General features: G+C 38.4%; 16 protein-coding genes and 7 tRNA genes. 13 read left to right on the forward strand and 10 right to left on the reverse strand.

Annotation, left to right across the window (positions count from 1 at the left end; translation table 11 throughout):
- Positions 1-18 precede the first annotated feature (18 nt).
- The 13 genes from alaS (at position 19) to CXF71_RS16435 (ending at position 10,403) form a co-directional block, all read left to right on the forward strand.
- Positions 19-2,649, forward strand: a complete 2,631-nt coding sequence (alaS, locus tag CXF71_RS16375; protein ID WP_101234007.1) for an alanine--tRNA ligase — start codon at positions 19-21, stop codon at positions 2,647-2,649.
- 448 nt (positions 2,650-3,097) lie between these two features.
- On the forward strand, positions 3,098-3,298 hold the full coding sequence (gene csrA, locus CXF71_RS16380) for a carbon storage regulator CsrA (RefSeq protein ID WP_101234008.1): 201 nt from the start codon (positions 3,098-3,100) through the stop codon (positions 3,296-3,298).
- A gap of 375 nt (positions 3,299-3,673) precedes the next feature.
- A tRNA-Ser gene (locus tag CXF71_RS16385) sits at positions 3,674-3,765 on the forward strand.
- Between the two features lie 79 nt (positions 3,766-3,844).
- A tRNA-Arg gene (locus CXF71_RS16390) sits at positions 3,845-3,921 on the forward strand.
- Between the two features lie 65 nt (positions 3,922-3,986).
- A tRNA-Arg gene (locus CXF71_RS16395) sits at positions 3,987-4,063 on the forward strand.
- 274 nt (positions 4,064-4,337) lie between these two features.
- Positions 4,338-4,414, forward strand: a tRNA-Arg gene (locus tag CXF71_RS16400).
- 376 nt (positions 4,415-4,790) lie between these two features.
- Positions 4,791-4,883: transfer RNA gene (locus tag CXF71_RS16405), tRNA-Ser, on the forward strand.
- Positions 4,884-5,061: 178 nt separating this feature from the next.
- Positions 5,062-5,138, forward strand: a tRNA-Arg gene (locus CXF71_RS16410).
- Positions 5,139-5,202: 64 nt separating this feature from the next.
- Positions 5,203-5,279 (forward strand) — tRNA-Arg (locus tag CXF71_RS16415).
- Between the two features lie 843 nt (positions 5,280-6,122).
- Positions 6,123-6,395, forward strand: coding sequence for an OadG family transporter subunit (locus CXF71_RS16420; RefSeq protein WP_101234009.1), 273 nt, complete (start codon positions 6,123-6,125; stop codon positions 6,393-6,395).
- A gap of 65 nt (positions 6,396-6,460) precedes the next feature.
- Entirely contained in the window at positions 6,461-8,239 is a 1,779-nt protein-coding gene (gene oadA, locus CXF71_RS16425) for a sodium-extruding oxaloacetate decarboxylase subunit alpha (protein ID WP_101234010.1), read from the forward strand.
- 8 nt (positions 8,240-8,247) lie between these two features.
- Positions 8,248-9,381, forward strand: coding sequence for a sodium ion-translocating decarboxylase subunit beta (locus CXF71_RS16430; RefSeq protein WP_101234011.1), 1,134 nt, complete (start codon positions 8,248-8,250; stop codon positions 9,379-9,381).
- 197 nt (positions 9,382-9,578) lie between these two features.
- On the forward strand, positions 9,579-10,403 hold the full coding sequence (locus CXF71_RS16435) for a M48 family metallopeptidase (protein WP_101234012.1): 825 nt from the start codon (positions 9,579-9,581) through the stop codon (positions 10,401-10,403).
- Between the two features lie 11 nt (positions 10,404-10,414).
- On the opposite strand, the gene CXF71_RS16440 is transcribed toward CXF71_RS16435, so the two are convergent.
- The 10 genes from CXF71_RS16440 to napE form a co-directional block, all read right to left on the reverse strand.
- On the reverse strand, positions 10,415-10,633 hold the full coding sequence (locus CXF71_RS16440) for a hypothetical protein (protein WP_157826782.1): 219 nt from the start codon (positions 10,631-10,633) through the stop codon (positions 10,415-10,417).
- 65 nt (positions 10,634-10,698) lie between these two features.
- Positions 10,699-11,157, reverse strand: coding sequence for a hypothetical protein (locus tag CXF71_RS16445; protein ID WP_101234014.1), 459 nt, complete (start codon positions 11,155-11,157; stop codon positions 10,699-10,701).
- Entirely contained in the window at positions 11,158-11,811 is a 654-nt protein-coding gene (pdxH, locus tag CXF71_RS16450; protein WP_101234015.1) for a pyridoxamine 5'-phosphate oxidase, read from the reverse strand.
- A 111-nt stretch (positions 11,812-11,922) separates the two neighbouring features.
- Entirely contained in the window at positions 11,923-12,135 is a 213-nt protein-coding gene (locus CXF71_RS16455) for a PA3496 family putative envelope integrity protein (RefSeq protein WP_101234016.1), read from the reverse strand.
- A 506-nt stretch (positions 12,136-12,641) separates the two neighbouring features.
- Positions 12,642-13,229, reverse strand: a complete 588-nt coding sequence (locus CXF71_RS16460; protein WP_101234017.1) for a cytochrome c3 family protein — start codon at positions 13,227-13,229, stop codon at positions 12,642-12,644.
- 8 nt (positions 13,230-13,237) lie between these two features.
- Entirely contained in the window at positions 13,238-13,741 is a 504-nt protein-coding gene (locus CXF71_RS16465; protein WP_101234018.1) for a nitrate reductase cytochrome c-type subunit, read from the reverse strand.
- A gap of 9 nt (positions 13,742-13,750) precedes the next feature.
- Entirely contained in the window at positions 13,751-16,249 is a 2,499-nt protein-coding gene (gene napA / locus CXF71_RS16470) for a nitrate reductase catalytic subunit NapA (protein ID WP_101234019.1), read from the reverse strand.
- Positions 16,250-16,356: 107 nt separating this feature from the next.
- Positions 16,357-16,662 (reverse strand): chaperone NapD, encoded by a 306-nt coding sequence (locus CXF71_RS16475; RefSeq protein ID WP_101234020.1) that lies wholly within the window; start codon positions 16,660-16,662, stop codon positions 16,357-16,359.
- 29 nt (positions 16,663-16,691) lie between these two features.
- Positions 16,692-17,270, reverse strand: coding sequence for a ferredoxin-type protein NapF (locus CXF71_RS16480; protein WP_101234021.1), 579 nt, complete (start codon positions 17,268-17,270; stop codon positions 16,692-16,694).
- A gap of 4 nt (positions 17,271-17,274) precedes the next feature.
- The gene (napE, locus tag CXF71_RS16485; RefSeq protein WP_101234022.1) at positions 17,275-17,439 is read right to left on the reverse strand and encodes a periplasmic nitrate reductase, NapE protein; all 165 of its coding nucleotides are present in this window, start codon (positions 17,437-17,439) and stop codon (positions 17,275-17,277) included.
- Positions 17,440-17,551 lie beyond the last annotated feature (112 nt).

Below are 17,551 nucleotides of genomic sequence, written 5' to 3' on the forward strand. Positions count from 1 at the left end.
CGATTTGTAGAGTATCCCATGATTAAAAGCACCGCTGAAGTCCGTCAGGCATTTTTAGAATTTTTTGCCACCAAACAACATCAAATAGTTCAAAGTAGCTCACTGGTTCCTGGTAATGATGCAACATTATTATTTACCAATGCTGGCATGGTTCCTTTTAAAGATGTTTTTTTAGGTGCTGAAAAACGTAGTTATACACGAGCAACCTCTGCACAACGTTGTGTAAGAGCCGGTGGTAAGCATAACGACTTAGAAAATGTTGGCTACACTGCGCGTCATCACACTTTTTTTGAAATGATGGGTAACTTTAGTTTTGGAGATTACTTTAAAAATGAAGCAATTAGTTATGCTTGGGAGTTTTTAACTGGCGAATTAGGCTTAGCAAAAGAAAAGTTGTTAGTCACTGTATATGCCACGGATGAGGAAGCTTTCTCTTACTGGCGAGATGAAATTGGTGTACCTGAAGATAAAATAATTCGTATAGGTGATAAGTCAGCTAATAAAAAATATGAATCAGATAACTTCTGGTCAATGGGTGATACCGGCCCTTGTGGACCTTGTTCTGAAATATTTTATGATCACGGGGAAGACATCTTCGGTGGACCTCCAGGCTCTCCTGATGAAGACGGTGACCGTTTTATAGAGATATGGAACATAGTATTTATGCAGTTTAACCGTCAAAGTGACGGTACCATGGAACCGTTACCAAACCCTTCAATTGATACTGGTATGGGCTTAGAGCGTATTTCTGCAATTATGCAAAATGTGCATAGCAACTATGAAATTGATATTTTCCAAGCGCTGATTAAAGATACTGCAGCATTACTTGATTGTAGTGACCTTGAGCATAAATCACTCCGTGTTATTAGTGATCATATTCGCTCATGTAGCTTCTTAATTGTTGACGGAGTTGTACCGTCAAATGAAGGCCGTGGTTATGTACTTCGTCGTATTATTCGTCGTGCTATTCGACATGGTCATAAGCTAGAAGCGGTAGGACATTTCTTCCATAAACTTGTTAGCTCATTAATTGAGCAGATGGGAGAGGCATATCCAGAGTTAGCTCAGCAACAAGCAATTATTGAAAAACTATTACGTATTGAAGAAGAGCAGTTTGGTCGAACTCTCGATCGAGGCATGATCTTATTAGAAGATATTTTAGCTAACTTACCTGGCGATACAATTCAAGGTGATGACGTATTTAAGCTTTACGATACCTACGGTTTTCCGGCAGATTTAACGGCAGATATTGCCCGAGAGCGCGACTTGAAAATTGATAAAGACGGTTTTGATGCTGCTATGAAGCAACAGCGAGAACGTGCACAACAAGCAAGTCAATTTGGTACTGATTATAATCAACAACTTAAATCTGACCAAAAGACTGCTTTTAAAGGTTACGACAATGATTCATATTCAGCGACAGTGGTTGAGCTATTTAATAGCAAAGATCAAGACCCAGTAAATCAATTAAACTCAGGTGAGCAGGGTATTGTGATATTAGATCATACACCATTCTACGCTGAATCAGGCGGTCAAGTAGGTGATAGTGGTTTATTACATCTTGATGGCGGAGTATTTGAAGTAACTGATACCATTAAATTAGGTAATGCTTTTGCTCATAGAGGTACAGCGCGCACTGATGTTGGCTTAAATCGTCGAGTAAAAGCCGAAATTAATGTTGAACGCAGAGCTAATATTGTTAAAAACCATACCGCAACGCATCTATTACATGCAGCCTTGCGCAAAGTATTGGGTGACCATGTTACTCAGAAAGGTTCTTTATGTGATAGCGATAAATTACGTTTTGATTTTTCTCATTTTGAAGGTGTTACTGCTCAAGAATTACATACGGTTGAGCAAATGGTTAATGATGAAATCCGTCGTAATCACTCTAAAAAAACTGAGTCTATGTATATTGAAGAAGCTAAAGAAAAAGGTGCTATGGCACTCTTTGGTGAGAAATATGATGATGAAGTGCGTGTAGTAACCTTAGGTGACTTTTCAATAGAGCTTTGTGGTGGTGTGCATGTTAATAGAACAGGTGATATAGGTTTATTAAAAATTGTTTCTGAATCGGGTACTGCTGCAGGCGTACGTCGTATTGAAGCAGTTACGGGAACCGGCGCACTTGATTATATTAATCAACAGACTGCCTCTTTAACAAGTATTGCTGCACTGGTTAAAAGTGATGTAACGAATGCGAGTAGTAAAGTTGAGCAACTTGTTAGCCGTTTTAAGCAGCTAGAAAAAGAAATTGGACAGCTAAAACAGGAGCTTGCTGCACAAGCAGGATCTGATTTAGTTAATAACACTATTGAAATTAATGGCGTTAAGGTACTGATTGCAGATTTAGGTGGTGTAGAAAGCAAAGCACTTCGCGGCATGGTTGATGAACTTAAAAACAAAATGCAATCAGGCGTTATTATGCTGGCAACCGCTAATGGTCCTAAAGTCGGCTTAATTGCTGGTGTTACCAAAGACTTGGTTGGTCGAGTCAAAGCAGGCGAATTAGTCAATATGGTTGCTCTGCAAGTCGGTGGTAAAGGTGGCGGTCGTCCTGATATGGCACAAGCGGGTGGTACTCAGCCAGAAAACATAACCTTAGCACTTGAAAGTGTCTCGGCATGGCTAACAGAAAAATTAGCTTAGATGTCATAAAAGCGGTTAGTCGTATTTAACCACTAACATTACCTATAATAAAAAAGGAAGCATTTGCTTCCTTTTTTGATTTTAACGAATGGTATAAAAATATTATTTTAACTATTGAATGTTACAAATCTGTTACGGCTTACAGTAAACATCTAAATCATTGCAATTGATCACAGATTTAGTAGTAAAAATAAGCTATAAAGCTATTAAAGGATATGGAAATCTTGCTAAAATATGAAAGATTAATAGTGTGACAATATTTTTGTTACTTATTATCGAAGCTTCATTGAAAACGATCATCGGATATGGTGTTTTTAGTGAATAATGACTTTTTATAGAAAATTGACTATTAGTTATAGTGAATGGATTAAAAAGTAGCTATTCGAATATATTACTAGCTTATATATATTTATTTAGTGATCTCACTTTAAAGGATAAGGAAGAAAATATGCTTATATTAACACGACGCGTTGGTGAAACATTAATGATTGGTGACGAAGTTACCGTGACTGTTTTAGGCGTTAAAGGAAATCAGGTAAGAATAGGTGTTAATGCGCCGAAAGAAATCTCAGTGCACCGTGAAGAAATTTACATGCGTATTCAAGCCGAAAAAGGCGATACTGAAGTTTCAGGCAATAAAGATCTATAACTCAATTATCATTAAGCCGATTTGTAGAGTTTTTAAATAATAGTGTTATACAAAGTGTTATTTAAAGCTTTATATCACAGTTAAGAAACACCGCTCAGGCGGTGTTTTTTTATGCTTTACGTTTGCTTAATGATTAAAAAACAACATATTTGACTGAATTGTCAGCAAATAGAAAATTATCCTAAAAAAACACTAAAAATTGTTTGACTTATTTTTAGAATCCCTTATTATTCGCACCCATTGGAGAGGTGGCCAAGTGGTCGAAGACGCTCACCTGTTAAGGGGATGTCTGGTTTGTAGCCGGATAGAGTGTTCTTATCTAAAGTGTGTTTTAATACGCATTAGTACTCAACAATAAATAAGTAAAAGAAAAATGGAGAGCTGGCCGAGTGGCCGAAGGCGCTCCCCTGCTAAGGGAGTAACGGCTTTAAATCCGTTCGAGAGTTCGAATCTCTCGCTCTCCGCCATTTTCTTATTATGAGAATAATGGTTGTGTAGAACGTAAGTTCGCTATCTTTAGACTAAGATATAAAAAATAGTTCATGAGGGCGTGTAGCTCAGCTGGATAGAGTACCTGGCTACGAACCAGGCGGTCGCAGGTTCGACTCCTGCCACGCCCACCACTTTCTTCAAGTGGTTAAAATAAAGAAGGCAGCTATTGTTAAAGCTGGATAAAATTTTATACTTTGGGCGTGTAGCTCAGCTGGATAGAGTACCTGGCTACGAACCAGGCGGTCGCAGGTTCGACTCCTGCCACGCCCACCACATCGAAAGCCCCACCTTTGTAGGTGGGGCTTTTTTCGTTCTAAGGGTAGAGACTAAATAGTGCTTGATATAAAAAGTACTATTGAATTTTTAGAGCGTAGATACTTGAAAATTAATGAGTTATTCATAGTAGCAAGTTCAAGTCTACCAAGTTCGCACTTACTTCAAGTGATTAAATAATGAAGAGCAGTTTGTTAAGACTGGATAAAGACGTTTTAATACTGCGGACCTAGTCCGCTATCGGTTGTAACGATATAAAAAATAACTTAGAAGAGGGCGCGTAGCTCAGCTGGATAGAGTACCTGGCTACGAACCAGGCGGTCGCAGGTTCGACTCCTGCCGCGCCCACCACTTTTATCAAGTGGTAAAATAATGAAGTTGGATGTTTCGTAGGAATACGAACCAAGCGCTGTTCAAGCAAAGGGTTCGACTCCTGCCGCGCCCACCACTTTTATCAAGTGGTAAAATAATGAAGTTGGATGTTTCGTAGGAATATGAACCAAGCGCTATTCAAGCAAAGGGTTCGACTCCTGCCGCGCCCACCACTTTTATCAAGTGGTAAAATAATGAAGTTGGATGTTTCGTAGGAATACGTACCAAGCGCTGTTCAAGCAAAGGGTTCGACTCCTGCTACGCCACCACTTTATTCAAGTAGTAAAATAAAGAAAATCAGCTATTTTGAGGTTTTATAAGATACTTTTAAAATTCCTTATTATTTGCAACTATTGGAGAGGTGGCCGAGTGGCCGAAGGCGCTCCCCTGCTAAGGGAGTATCTGGTTTGTAGCCGGATCGAGGGTTCGAATCCCTCCCTCTCCGCCATTATCTTTCTTATGATAAATAATGGTTGTGTAGAACGAAAGTTCGCTATCTTTAGACTAAGATATAAAAAATAGTTCATGAGGGCGTGTAGAACATCTGGATAGATTATATATTTTGATGGCTACGAACAACGTTCGTATTATCGATTAAGTAACGATATAAAAAATAACTTTATTGAGGGCGTGTAGCTCAGCTGGATAGAGTACCTGGCTACGAACCAGGCGGTCGCAGGTTCGACTCCTGCCACGCCCACCACTTTCTTCAAGTGGTTAAATAATCAAGGCAGCTATTGTTAAAGCTGGATAAAATTTTATACTTTGGGCGTGTAGCTCAGCTGGATAGAGTACCTGGCTACGAACCAGGCGGTCGCAGGTTCGACTCCTGCCACGCCCACCACATAAAAAGCCCCTCCTTTTTAGGAGGGGCTTTTTACGTTTAAAGAGCAAAATATGCATCAGCTGATACTTGAAGCTGGATAGCTTTATATTAAATAGAGCATTTAAAACGAGTTAATTCCTTTGCGGTTGTAGATTAGAATATTGCTGCTTTAACATTATCCCAAATAAAAAAGCGAAAGCCTCATCTTTTTAGGTGGGGCTTTTTTCGCTTACCAATCTAAGTATACAAACACGCTTTATCCCAAGACTGCTCGTTCATCTTTATGATCGCGATAATAGTTATCTATGAGGACGTCTATTAGCCTAACTATTCGATTCTAGTGATGATGGTACAAATGTTATCCTCTCTCACAAAAAGGCCTTGCTAATCGAATTTGATGGCTTCTGAACAGTAATCCAAGTAACTACTCCTATGATCAATTTATTAGCAATATATATGCTATTGATGGTTAAATTTCAGCCTTTTTGGTGGTTTTTTTTAACTGATATTATCGATTATGGATACTGTTTTGTCTTGAATATATTTCTAACTACCCATGTCTTCGTATAAATATACGGTTAATATACAATGCTGGTGCATGCAAGGTGAGGTTATGTATATTGTATAATATGCTGTTTTATCTATTTGAGATACCCGCTATTCATGGTTTTGATATTGTATACAGTATTTAAAGTATGCAAAATGGTATGTGAATTATATGTATATATTGGTTATTATGGTGAATATTTCTTTGTTTTGGGGTTGACGCTCAATTATTTTTCTGAAACAGCGTAAAATTGTTTGCAATATAGGTATTGGAGTGATTATTCTAATTGTAAGATTTTTGAACGAGAATGAAAAATGGATAATATGCAGCAGCAATTTGTAGAAGCTGGAACACTTATGTTAGCGGGAATGGTATTTGTATTTGCATTTTTAGGTGTATTAATTGTTTTTATTAATACCGTGTTGGCACGACTAGCAATAAAGTTTCCAGATCCCATTGTAGTGCCACATTCTCGAGCTAATAAAAAGAGTAGTAGTAAAGCTAAAGGTGATATTTCACCAGCAGTAGTTGCTGCAATTAGCGGAGCGGTAAAGCGTTACCGAGCTCAACATGGTCAAGATAAATAATTAGACCAAAATTGAAACTATTCTTCACCATTATAATTTAAAAAGTTAGATAAAAGGGCGTAAACATGAGTAAGCCATTAGGTATCACCGAAGTTGTCTTAAGAGATGGACATCAATCAATTTTAGCCACTAGGCTTCGTTTAGCCGATATGCTGCCGATTGCAGCAACGCTTGATGATGTTGGTTATTGGTCAATCGAATCTTGGGGTGGTGCAACGTTTGATTCATGTATTCGTTATTTGGGCGAAGATCCATGGGAACGTATTAGAGCGCTTAAAAAAGCGATGCCTAAAACCAAGCAGCAAATGTTATTCCGTGGTCAAAATATATTAGGTTACCGTCATTATGCTGATGACGTTGTAGAAAAATTTGTCGAACGTGCTCATATCAATGGTATCGACGTTTTTAGAATTTTTGATGCCATGAATGATGTTAGAAACTTACAAACATCGATTAAAGCAGCTGTTAGAGTTGGAGCGCATGCTCAAGGTACCTTAAGTTATACTGAAAGCCCTGTACATACACTTGAGGGCTGGTTAACTATGGCTAAGCAACTTGAAGATATGGGGGCTCATTCGCTTTGTATTAAAGATATGTCAGGTTTATTAAAGCCATACGATGCTGCTGAATTAATCACTCGCCTTAAAGAAACGGTTTCATTACCTATCGCTTTACATTGTCATGCAACTACTGGGCTGAGTCTTGCTACTCAAATGAAAGCTATTGATAGCGATATTGATGTAATAGATACGTCAATTTCTTCGATGAGTATGACTTACGGCCACTCACCAACAGAAACCATTGCCGCTATTGTTGAAGGCACTCCACGAGCTTCTGGCCTTAATGTTGAGAAAATGGCAGAGGTTGCTGCATATTTTCGTGATGTTAGGCAAAAATATGCTGAATTTGAAGGTAGCTTAAAAGGTGTTGATGCCCGTATATTAACGGCACAAGTGCCAGGCGGCATGCTAACGAATATGGAAAATCAGCTAAAAGAGCAAGGCGCATCAGATAGATTTGATGATGTATTAACTGAGATCCCTAAAGTTCGTAAAGACTTGGGTTATATTCCGCTAGTAACACCTACTTCACAAATCGTAGGGACACAAGCTGTTCTTAATATCTTAACGGGTGAGCGTTATAAATCTATAACAAAAGAAACTGCAGGTGTATTAAAAGGTGAATATGGCGCTACCGCAGCTCCAGTTGATGCAGAACTACAATTACGTGTTTTAGATGGTAAAGAAGTGATTACCTGTCGTCCGGCTGACTTATTAGATCCTGAAGTGGATAAGCTATCAGATGAATTACAAGCTTTAGCGAAAGAAAAGAATATTAACTTAGCTGATGAAAGCATTGATGATGTATTAACTTATGCATTGTTCCCACAAATAGGTTTGAAGTTTCTTGAAAACCGTAATAATCCAGCTGCTTTCGAACCTATTCCAACTAAAGCTAGTGCTAAGAGCCAAGCTTCAGCAGAGCCAAACTCGGCAACTACTATAGAAAACTATGCCGTGAGTGTTGATGGTAAGGTTTATGATGTTATTGTTGCTCCTGGAGGCTCTATCGATGCGATAACGCATCCTGCTGGTGATGATGCAATGAAGCAGTCTGCATCTATTTCTGCAAACGAAACGTTAAATGCACCACTAGCTGGTAACATCTTCAAAGTATTAGTTCATGAAGGTGACCGAGTAGAAGCGGGTGATGTAGTTATCATTATGGAAGCAATGAAAATGGAAACTGAAATTCGTGCGGTAACGTCTGGCGAAATAGTCTCTTTATTCACCAGAGAGGGCGACTCAGTTGCCGTTGGTGATGCCTTACTTAGTTTTTCATAGGAGATCACATGGATTCATTAACAAAATTATGGCTTTCAACTGGTTTAGCTAATTTTGAGTTAGGCCAAATAGTCATGATGTTAGTGGGCTGTGGCCTGCTATATTTAGCCATTGCTCGAAGTTTTGAACCCTTGTTGTTATTACCTATGGGGTTTGGTGCAATATTAACTAATATCCCCATTGCAGGTTTTTCAGAAGCAGGTGGTTTATTACATTATATCTACTATGCCGGTATTGATACGGGAATTTTCCCACTCATTATCTTTATGGGTGTAGGTGCAATGACAGACTTCGGTGCGCTTATTGCCAATCCAAAAACACTGCTTTTAGGGGCAGCTGCACAGTTTGGTATATTTGCCACCTTGTTTGGTGCTATTGCTTTAAATTATGTTCCAGGTATAGAGTTTACCCTTAAGGATGCTTCTGCTATTGCTATTATTGGTGGTGCTGATGGTCCGACGGCTATTTTTCTTGCCTCAAAATTAGCACCAGAGTTACTTGGCGCTATTGCTGTCGCGGCATATTCGTATATGGCATTAGTACCTATTATTCAACCGCCAATAATGAAAGCATTAACCACTGAAGAAGAACGTAAAATTGAAATGAAACAGTTACGTCCAGTGACTAAAATTGAGAAAATTATTTTTCCGCTTGGCGTTTTAATGATGACGATTTTCTTCTTGCCTTCAGCAACACCCTTGGTCGGTATGTTTTGTCTAGGTAATTTAATGCGAGAGTCTGGCGTTGTAGATCGCTTAAGTACTACAGCACAAAACGAGTTAATTAATATTACTACTATTTTCTTAGGATTGGGTGTTGGTTCAAAACTAAGTGCTGAAGCCTTTTTAAATGTAGAAACACTCGGTATTTTGGCCTTAGGTGCTGTAGCATTTTCAATTGGTACTGCTTCAGGGGTATTGATGGCGAAAACGATGAACAAGTTCTCTAAGGATCCTATCAATCCATTAATTGGAGCCGCAGGTGTTTCTGCAGTACCAATGGCTGCTCGTGTTGCCAATAAAGTAGGTCTAGAAGCAAATCCTCATAATTTCTTGTTGATGCATGCAATGGGTCCTAACGTCGCTGGTGTGCTAGGCTCTGCCGTAGCCGCAGGGATATTATTGGCCTTAGTTGGTGGTTAGTAGTTAATTTATCCAATGTGACTATTTATAAACCGAGCTACGCTCGGTTTTTTTATGCCCCCGTTATTGGATCCAGAAACCTAAAGAAAAAGTGAATAAAGACAAAAGACAGGCTAAAAAACAATTCTGACTAGCATATTAAGAGTCGTCGTCATAAAATATCGCCACTTACAATTTAAGGATTATATAAGTTAGCCATGAAACTCCCTCTCATTATACTTAGCGCGTTAATCGCGCTTACCGCCTGCACAAGTTCAAGCACTGGTCGAAAACAAGTGATGTTATTTTCAGATACTGAACTCGATAAAATGGGTGCAGCTTCATTTGAAGACATGAAAACAAAGACGCCAATTAGTACAGATAAAGCGACGAATGATTTTGTGCAATGTGTGGCGCAATCCATTACCAAAAACGTAGATAAATCGGTTCACAAAGGTGATTGGGAAGTGATTGTTTTTGATTCATCGCAAGTGAATGCCTTTGCTTTACCGGGGGGTAAAATAGGTGTTTATACGGGTATTTTAAACGTGACTGAGAACCAAGATCAGTTAGGGGCTATTATCGGTCATGAGGTTGGTCATGTTATCGAGCATCACTCAAATGAGCGTTTATCAGCAAATAAACTACAGAATATGGGCATGGCTGCTGCAACAGCCGCTGTAGGATTATCAGAGGTAGAAAATAAGGGCTTATGGATGGCTGGGTTAGGATTAGGGTTACAATATGGCGTAATAATGCCTTATAGCCGTTCTCATGAGAGTGAAGCAGATATTGTGGGTCAAGATCTTATGGCACGTTCTGGTTTTGAACCGAGTGCAAGTATTAAACTTTGGCAAAATATGGCGAAACTTAGTGAAGGTTCAGGCCAAGGAGCACCGGCTGAGTTTATGTCGACTCATCCATCGAACCAAACGCGTATTAATCAATTGACCAAACACTTACCTAGTGCAATGACGCTTTATAACAGAGGTAATCGCCCTAACTGTGTTAAGCCAAAAGTGATCCCAACGCCCGCAAGCTAGAGTTATAGCCGTTATTTGTTAAGTGGAGTTATCAACCCAGTATCAGCTAATTTTTGATAATTGAAATAAGAACCAAAGTGATTTTTACTTTTTACTTTGGTTAAAAGCATATCTATTTTAGCTTTTAGTTTCTTGCCCTCATTATTTTTATAGACGGCAAAACTGGCGGGGATTTCAGCAACTTTCTGGTAATAAACCCCGGTGATCCCATATTTTTCAATGGTTGACATTGTTGACGCTCGTTCAAATGTTATAACGTTCAAGCGATTGAGTTGTAACATTTGAGTCAACTGAGTTAGGCTACTAACTTCAATAAACTTATCTCTTGGTATATTAAGTACCTCAGAAAAAAGTCTGCATTACCACGTAAAGTCCCAATACTTTGTGCTGGTAGCAATTGAGTATTGAAATACTTTTTATCTAATGCAAATAAGTCTACTTTGGCAGTGACAGACCAATTAATATCCTCAGCATATTGATAAAAACTTTTTGTCTCAAAGCCTTGGGGAGTCAAACCAATCATATCCAAACTTTGCTTTTGTAACTCTTTTTTCGCTCTAGCGTAGTTCATTATGTGAAAATGAAATTTTAAATCGGATATCTTCTCAATCGCTTTGAACATATCAATAGCATAACCTTGACCATTCTCATTAACGATAGGTGGAAAAGGCTCTACGCCAATATGTATGTCTTGGGCATTAGCAGTTGTAGACAAACATAAAAGTAGAGAAAAAATACAATATGCTAATTTCATTTATGGGTGTAACTTATGCTGTATCCACTGCTCATTTTCTTTCTCAAAACATATTCTGTCATGTAGACGATTAGACCGTCCTTGCCAAAATTCAATAGCATGGGGTTTAATGCGCCATCCACCCCAAAATTCAGGATGTGGAACTTCACCTTGTGCGAACTTTTTTTGATAATGACTCATGCGTTCTTTGAGTTCGTCATCATGTTTTAGTTTTTGACTTTGTTTAGAAGCCCAAGCGCCAACTTGACTGCCTCTATCTCGGCTATGAAAATAATCAGCAGATTCCTCTATCGATACCTTCTCGACGGTACCTTCAATACGAATTTGACGTTGTAATACATTCCAGTGGAACAATAAGGCTACTTTATTGTTTTCAGCAAGTTCTTGGCTTTTACGACTGCCGTAGTTGGTGAAAAAGACAAAACCTTTTTCATCATAGCTTTTCAGTAGTACCATGCGCGAACTAGGCTGGCCATCAGCATTACAACTACTAACAGACATTGCTTCGGGCAGTAAAATTCCAGACTTTTGCGCGTCATTAAACCATTGTTCAAATAATTGAGTGGGCGTTGTGCCAGCAGATAATTCAGGAAGAGGTAAAGCGACACCTTGACCAAAGGTTAATAGGCAGCGCATTTTTTCAAATAATGTCATAATATTTAAAAATTAATGAGTGTTAATAATGTGCAGTTATTCTATGCTTAAATGATGCTATTGCAAAGTTAAATCAAGGTAATACTAATATAGGGCATAATGCGCTTATGCTTACCAATCCTCGCTATCATCAAGTAAATCCTTAAGGTATTTCTTTTCTTTTAGTTCATCAATACGCTTTCTTGCTAACAGGTTTTTTTGGGCTTGCTCTTGGATCTGTTTTTCTGCCAAAGAGGCACCTTTAGGAGGATTGTTATCACCCGTTTCATCGATGTTATCTCCACTGGCTCCATCGAGGAAGTCATCGTCTATATCGCTTACCATTGGCTCTACCTTTACTACTAATTGGAAAATATTTCAAAGCATATTGATTAACATAGGTAAGAATTTTGCTATTTTCAATGCCTCTTTACAAAATAAATAAAAAAACGACAAAATGTTACGCCTGTCTTTTTTCAAGCTGAGTTTCTATTAAAGCTTATACTAATATTCAGCTTGTTCGTTATAACTGACTGTAATGTAGGTTTTTAATTATTAATCGATAAAAGCATAATCATTTCAGTATACAATTTTATAATTTTTTTAGTAACGTAAGACTTATAACAATTACATCGAACTTGCGATCTTGTTGTGTACAGGAAAATAAATAGGGCAAGGCGCTCGATTGAGCAATAGCTGGCTATTGGGATTGAGAGTAACGCTGCAGTGGAGTACTTTAACCAACAGAAGTGAGCAATAATTTAATGAAATGGATATTAATTTCAGGCAATAAAAAACCAGTGGCAAGCACTGGTTTTAGTTAATGTAATTTAGTTATGTTGTGAGCGAGTTTACCAACCTTCAACGCCTTTCATATCGGGCAGTTGATGTGCAATACCTTTATGACAATCGATACAGGTTTTTTCACCTGCAGCTAATGCCGTAGAGTGTTGGTAAGAAGCACGCTCACTTTGTTCAGTAAAATCCATGTAGTCGAAGTTATGACAGTTACGACACTCTAAAGAGTCATTGGCTTTTAAACGATCCCATTCATTTTGCGCCAACCGTTTACGATGTACTAAAAACTTCTCACGAGTATTGATAGTGCCAAAAATCATGCCCCATACTTCCTTTGAAGCTTGCATTTTTCGCGCTATTTTATCGGTCCATTTATGTGGTACATGACAATCAGGGCACGTTGCACGTACGCCTGAGCGGTTAGAAAAATGAATAGTAGTTTTCATCTCTTCGTAGACATTGTTTTCCATTTCATGACATGAAATACAAAACGCTTCAGTATTAGTCACTTCTAAGGCAGTGTTAAAGCCACCCCAGAAGATAATACCAGCAATAAAGCCACCGATAACTAAAGCTCCAAGGCTATAATAGCCACTCGGTTTAGTGAGTGTGCGCCAACCAATTAAAAATATATTTTTCATGATAGCCCCTAGTGTTTCTCAGAAGTGACAGCTTTTTTCTTCATTAAGCTGTGCATATCGGTGAAAGTGTTTTCAACTAAAGGTTCAGCATCAAGTTGGGTAACATGACACTGGTTACAAAAGTAACGACGAGGAGATACATCGGCTAAGAAGTTACCATCTCGATCCATATAATGTGTAACACTTACCATAGGTGCTTGTGACTTCTCTGTACGATGACGTGAATGACAAGACATACACTTGTTATTGTTTTTATTCACCTCATAACTACGCGTAGTATGCGGGATAACAGGCGGCTGCATCGGGTAATTACGGCCTTGCTTGATATCCTTGTTAATCACTTGAGGAATTGCGTTTGGCTCCTTTTGAACATTAATAGGCGTATGATCCCTTAATGTAGCAACAGTATTAACCGTTTCTTTATCAGCAGCATTAGCGTTTAGAGAGTACATCATTGGTGATACTGTTAGTACCAATAAACTGGCAATTACTGCTAGGTTAAATTTTTTCATTTCAGACTCCTAAACTTTAACAATTTTAATGGCACACTTTTTAAAATCCGTTTGTTTCGATAACGGATCTGTGGCATCTAAAGTGACTTTGTTTACTAAACGGCTAGCATCAAACCAAGGCATAAAGACTAAGCCAATTGGTGGCTTATTTCTTCCTCTTGTTTCTACGCGCGTTTGTACTTCACCGCGACGTGAAATGAGTTTCACTAAATCACCACGACGCATACCACGTTTTTTAGCATCATCTGGATGCATATAAACTAAAGCATCTGGCATGGCTTTATATAGCTCAGGTACGCGTTGCGTCATAGAGCCTGAATGCCAATGCTCTAATACACGACCGGTTGATAACCATAAGTCGTATTCTTCATCAGGTGATTCTGCTGCTGGTTCATATGGCAGAGCAAAAATTATGGCACGGCCATCTTTTTTACCATAAAAATCCCAGCCACTACCTGGCTTAACATAAGGATCAGAGCCTTCTTTAAAGCGCCACTTAGTTTCTTTACCATTAACTACAGGCCAGCGTAACCCGCGTTCTTTATGATATCTGTCGTAAGGAGCTAAATCATGAGCATGTCCACGACCAAAGGTTGCATATTCTTCAAATAACCCTTTTTGAATATAAAAACCAAAATCACGAGCATCATCATTTAAGCGATCTTCAGGAACTTCATCAAGGGAGAATTTTCCAACTGATGAGTCTTTGTAGAGTACGTCAAATAACGTTTTACCGCGTACTTCTGGTTTTTTGGCTATCAGTTCTTCAGGCCAAACGTCTTCAACTTTAAAACGTTTAGAGAATTCAACTAGTTGCCATAAATCTGATTTAGCGCCTGTCGGTGCTTCAACCATTTGATACCAAGATTGAGTACGACGTTCAGCATTACCATAAACACCTTCTTTTTCTACCCACATTGCTGTTGGTAGAATTAAGTCAGCGGCTTGTGCGGTAACTGTTGGGTATGGGTCAGACACGACAATAAAGTTTTTAGGATTACGATAACCAGGGTAACCTTCTTCATTAATATTGGCTGCAGCTTGCATGTTATTATTACATTGCACCCAATAAAAGTTTAATTTCCCATCCTTTAACATGCGGTTTTGTAATGCAGCATGGTAACCCGGTTTTGGCGGAACAGTGCCTTCAGGTAGATCCCAAATTTTCTCAGCAATAGCTCTATGTTTAGGATTCTTAACAACCATGTCTGCAGGTAGGCGATGTGAGAAAGTACCTACTTCACGTGCAGTACCACAAGCAGAAGGTTGACCTGTTAACGAGAACGGACTGTTACCTGGTGTTGATATTTTACCTGTTAATAAATGGATATTATAAACAAGGTTGTTGGCCCAAACACCACGCGTATGCTGGTTAAAGCCCATAGTCCAAAAAGAGGTCACTTTAATTTTCGGATCGGCGTATAGCTCAGCCAACGCTTCTAATTTATGCTCAGGTACACCTGATAGCTTAGCAACGTATTCAACTGTATAAGTGCTAACAAACTTTGCATATTCATCAAAATCAATTGGTGTTGAGCTACCGGCTGTTTTGCCATTGTTCTTAGCTGCTTGCTCTAACGGATGTTCTGGACGTAAACCGTAACCAATATCCGTTTCACCCAATCTAAAGTTAGTGTGCTTGCTAACAAAATCTTTATTAACACGATCAGTTTTAATAATGTAATTAGCAATGAAATTTAAAATAGCTAAATCTGTTTGTGGCGTGAAGATCATGCCATTATCAGCTAAATCAAAGCTGCGGTGCTCAAAAGTTGATAATACCGCTACTTTTACATGGGGTGCACTTAAACGACGATCAGTTAAACGCGTCCATAAAATTGGGTGCATTTCAGCCATATTTGAGCCCCACAATACAAACGCATCTGCAGCTTCTAAATCATCGTAACAACCCATAGGCTCATCGATACCAAAGGTACGCATAAAGCCACCAACAGCAGAGGCCATACAGTGACGAGCATTAGGATCAATATTGTTAGTACGAAAACCTGCTTTCATTAATTTAACTGCAGCATAGCCTTCTTGTACTGTCCATTGGCCAGATCCAAACATACCAAGTGCTTCAGGACCATCCTTTTTCAATGCGTCTTTAGCTTTTTCAGCCATTACATTAAAGGCTTGATCCCAAGAAATAGGAGTAAATTCACCTTCTTTATCGTATTTACCATCGGTCATACGAAGTAGCGGTGTGGTTAAGCGATCTTTGCCATACATAATTTTAGAAAGGAAGTAACCTTTTACACAATTCAGGCCTTTGTTTACGGGAGATTTAATATCTCCGTGAGTAGCAACAACTTTGCCATCCATCACGCCAACATTGACACTACAACCTGTACCACAAAAACGACAGGGAGCTTTATCCCACTTTAGTTTAGTAATATCAGAGCTGGTAATTAAATTTGATGCTACTGCAGGTACAGATACCCCAGCAACTGCGGCCGCTGCTGCAATAGCATTGGCTTTAATAAATTCTCGGCGATTAATTGTCATCGTGTCACCTTCCTCTTACTTATTTTGATTCGATATTTAAAATAGGGTTATGTTTTATTTATTCTTTATTCTTTATTCTTTATTTAAGCGTATTTATTTTAATTGCTTTATAATTCTGTATATTGATCTTCGTTTTTTTCATTATCAGTCTCATCCAGGATTTGATGATAAACCGGAGATAAATTTATAATGCCTTTATGAACTCTTATAATGTCCATTTTGGTGCCAATATCTCTATAACTATTACCTTCCATAGTGAAAACAATTTTACCTTCTGCACTGGTAACATGGATTTCTGCACCCTCAATGTTTGTAATGGCTTGTTTTACTTCATCCAACTGCGCCAATATCGGGTAAGCGACAAAGCTAGCTACGTGATATTCACAAGTTGTACTGTCAGTATTTTTTGTCATATTGATTCTTTAAATTACGTTAAATTAAGTTAGCTTGCGTTTGGTTCGAATGTAAATGCTATGGCATCTTGTGGACAACTTCTGATGCACGCTCCACATTGATTACAATCAAGATCATTTAAGCTGGGCTGTGGAATGCTTGAATCAAGGTAATTAAATTTAATGACACTGGTTTCACATTCATCACGACAACTTTGACAATAAATATTATTCTTGGCTAAACACTTGTCACTAATCTCTAAAGTTACCGGCCAAGCTTTTTTATTATTTAAGGTGTTTTCTTCAGTTGTATTAATTTCAATACTTTTAGTTTCAAGGAAAGTACCTGAAAAAAGTGGTTGCTCGCAAACCTCTATACACTTGTTACAGAAGGAGCATTCACCTAAGTTGAAATCTATTTTTGGAAAACCATCTTCATCTTTGACAATAATATTTGTTTCACAGCTTTGGATACAGTCTTGGCATTGAGTACAGCCAGAGGTAAATACCGCCTCATTAATTACCCAAGGCAAACGTAACTCTTGCTTGGTTTTAACTCGACCGCGAAAAAAGCGTCTTCTTGAAGGATCAGCTAAACGTTCCGTTGCTTTAGTGGTTTTAGTTTGCAAAATATTAAGTGCCAGGTGGGCCTAAGAAAGCTAGTTGACTGAACCATATGGCAAAACCAAATCCAGCAACGATAATTACCGATAAAATTGGCGCTAAAAAAACAGCTAAAAAAATAAAAGTATTTCGCTCATACTTTTTTTGTTGTTCAGGAGATGTTGCTTGATTCATAATGCTCTCGAAATTTTATGATTAAAGTAAGCTGATTTATGGCTAATTTAGGATTAATTTTAATCGCTTGTTAGACCAAATAGGTTGATCTAGATCAAGTTGTTCAGATTAA

The sequence above is a fragment of the Colwellia sp. 12G3 genome, assembly GCF_002836775.1.
Taxonomy (GTDB): domain Bacteria; phylum Pseudomonadota; class Gammaproteobacteria; order Enterobacterales; family Alteromonadaceae; genus Colwellia.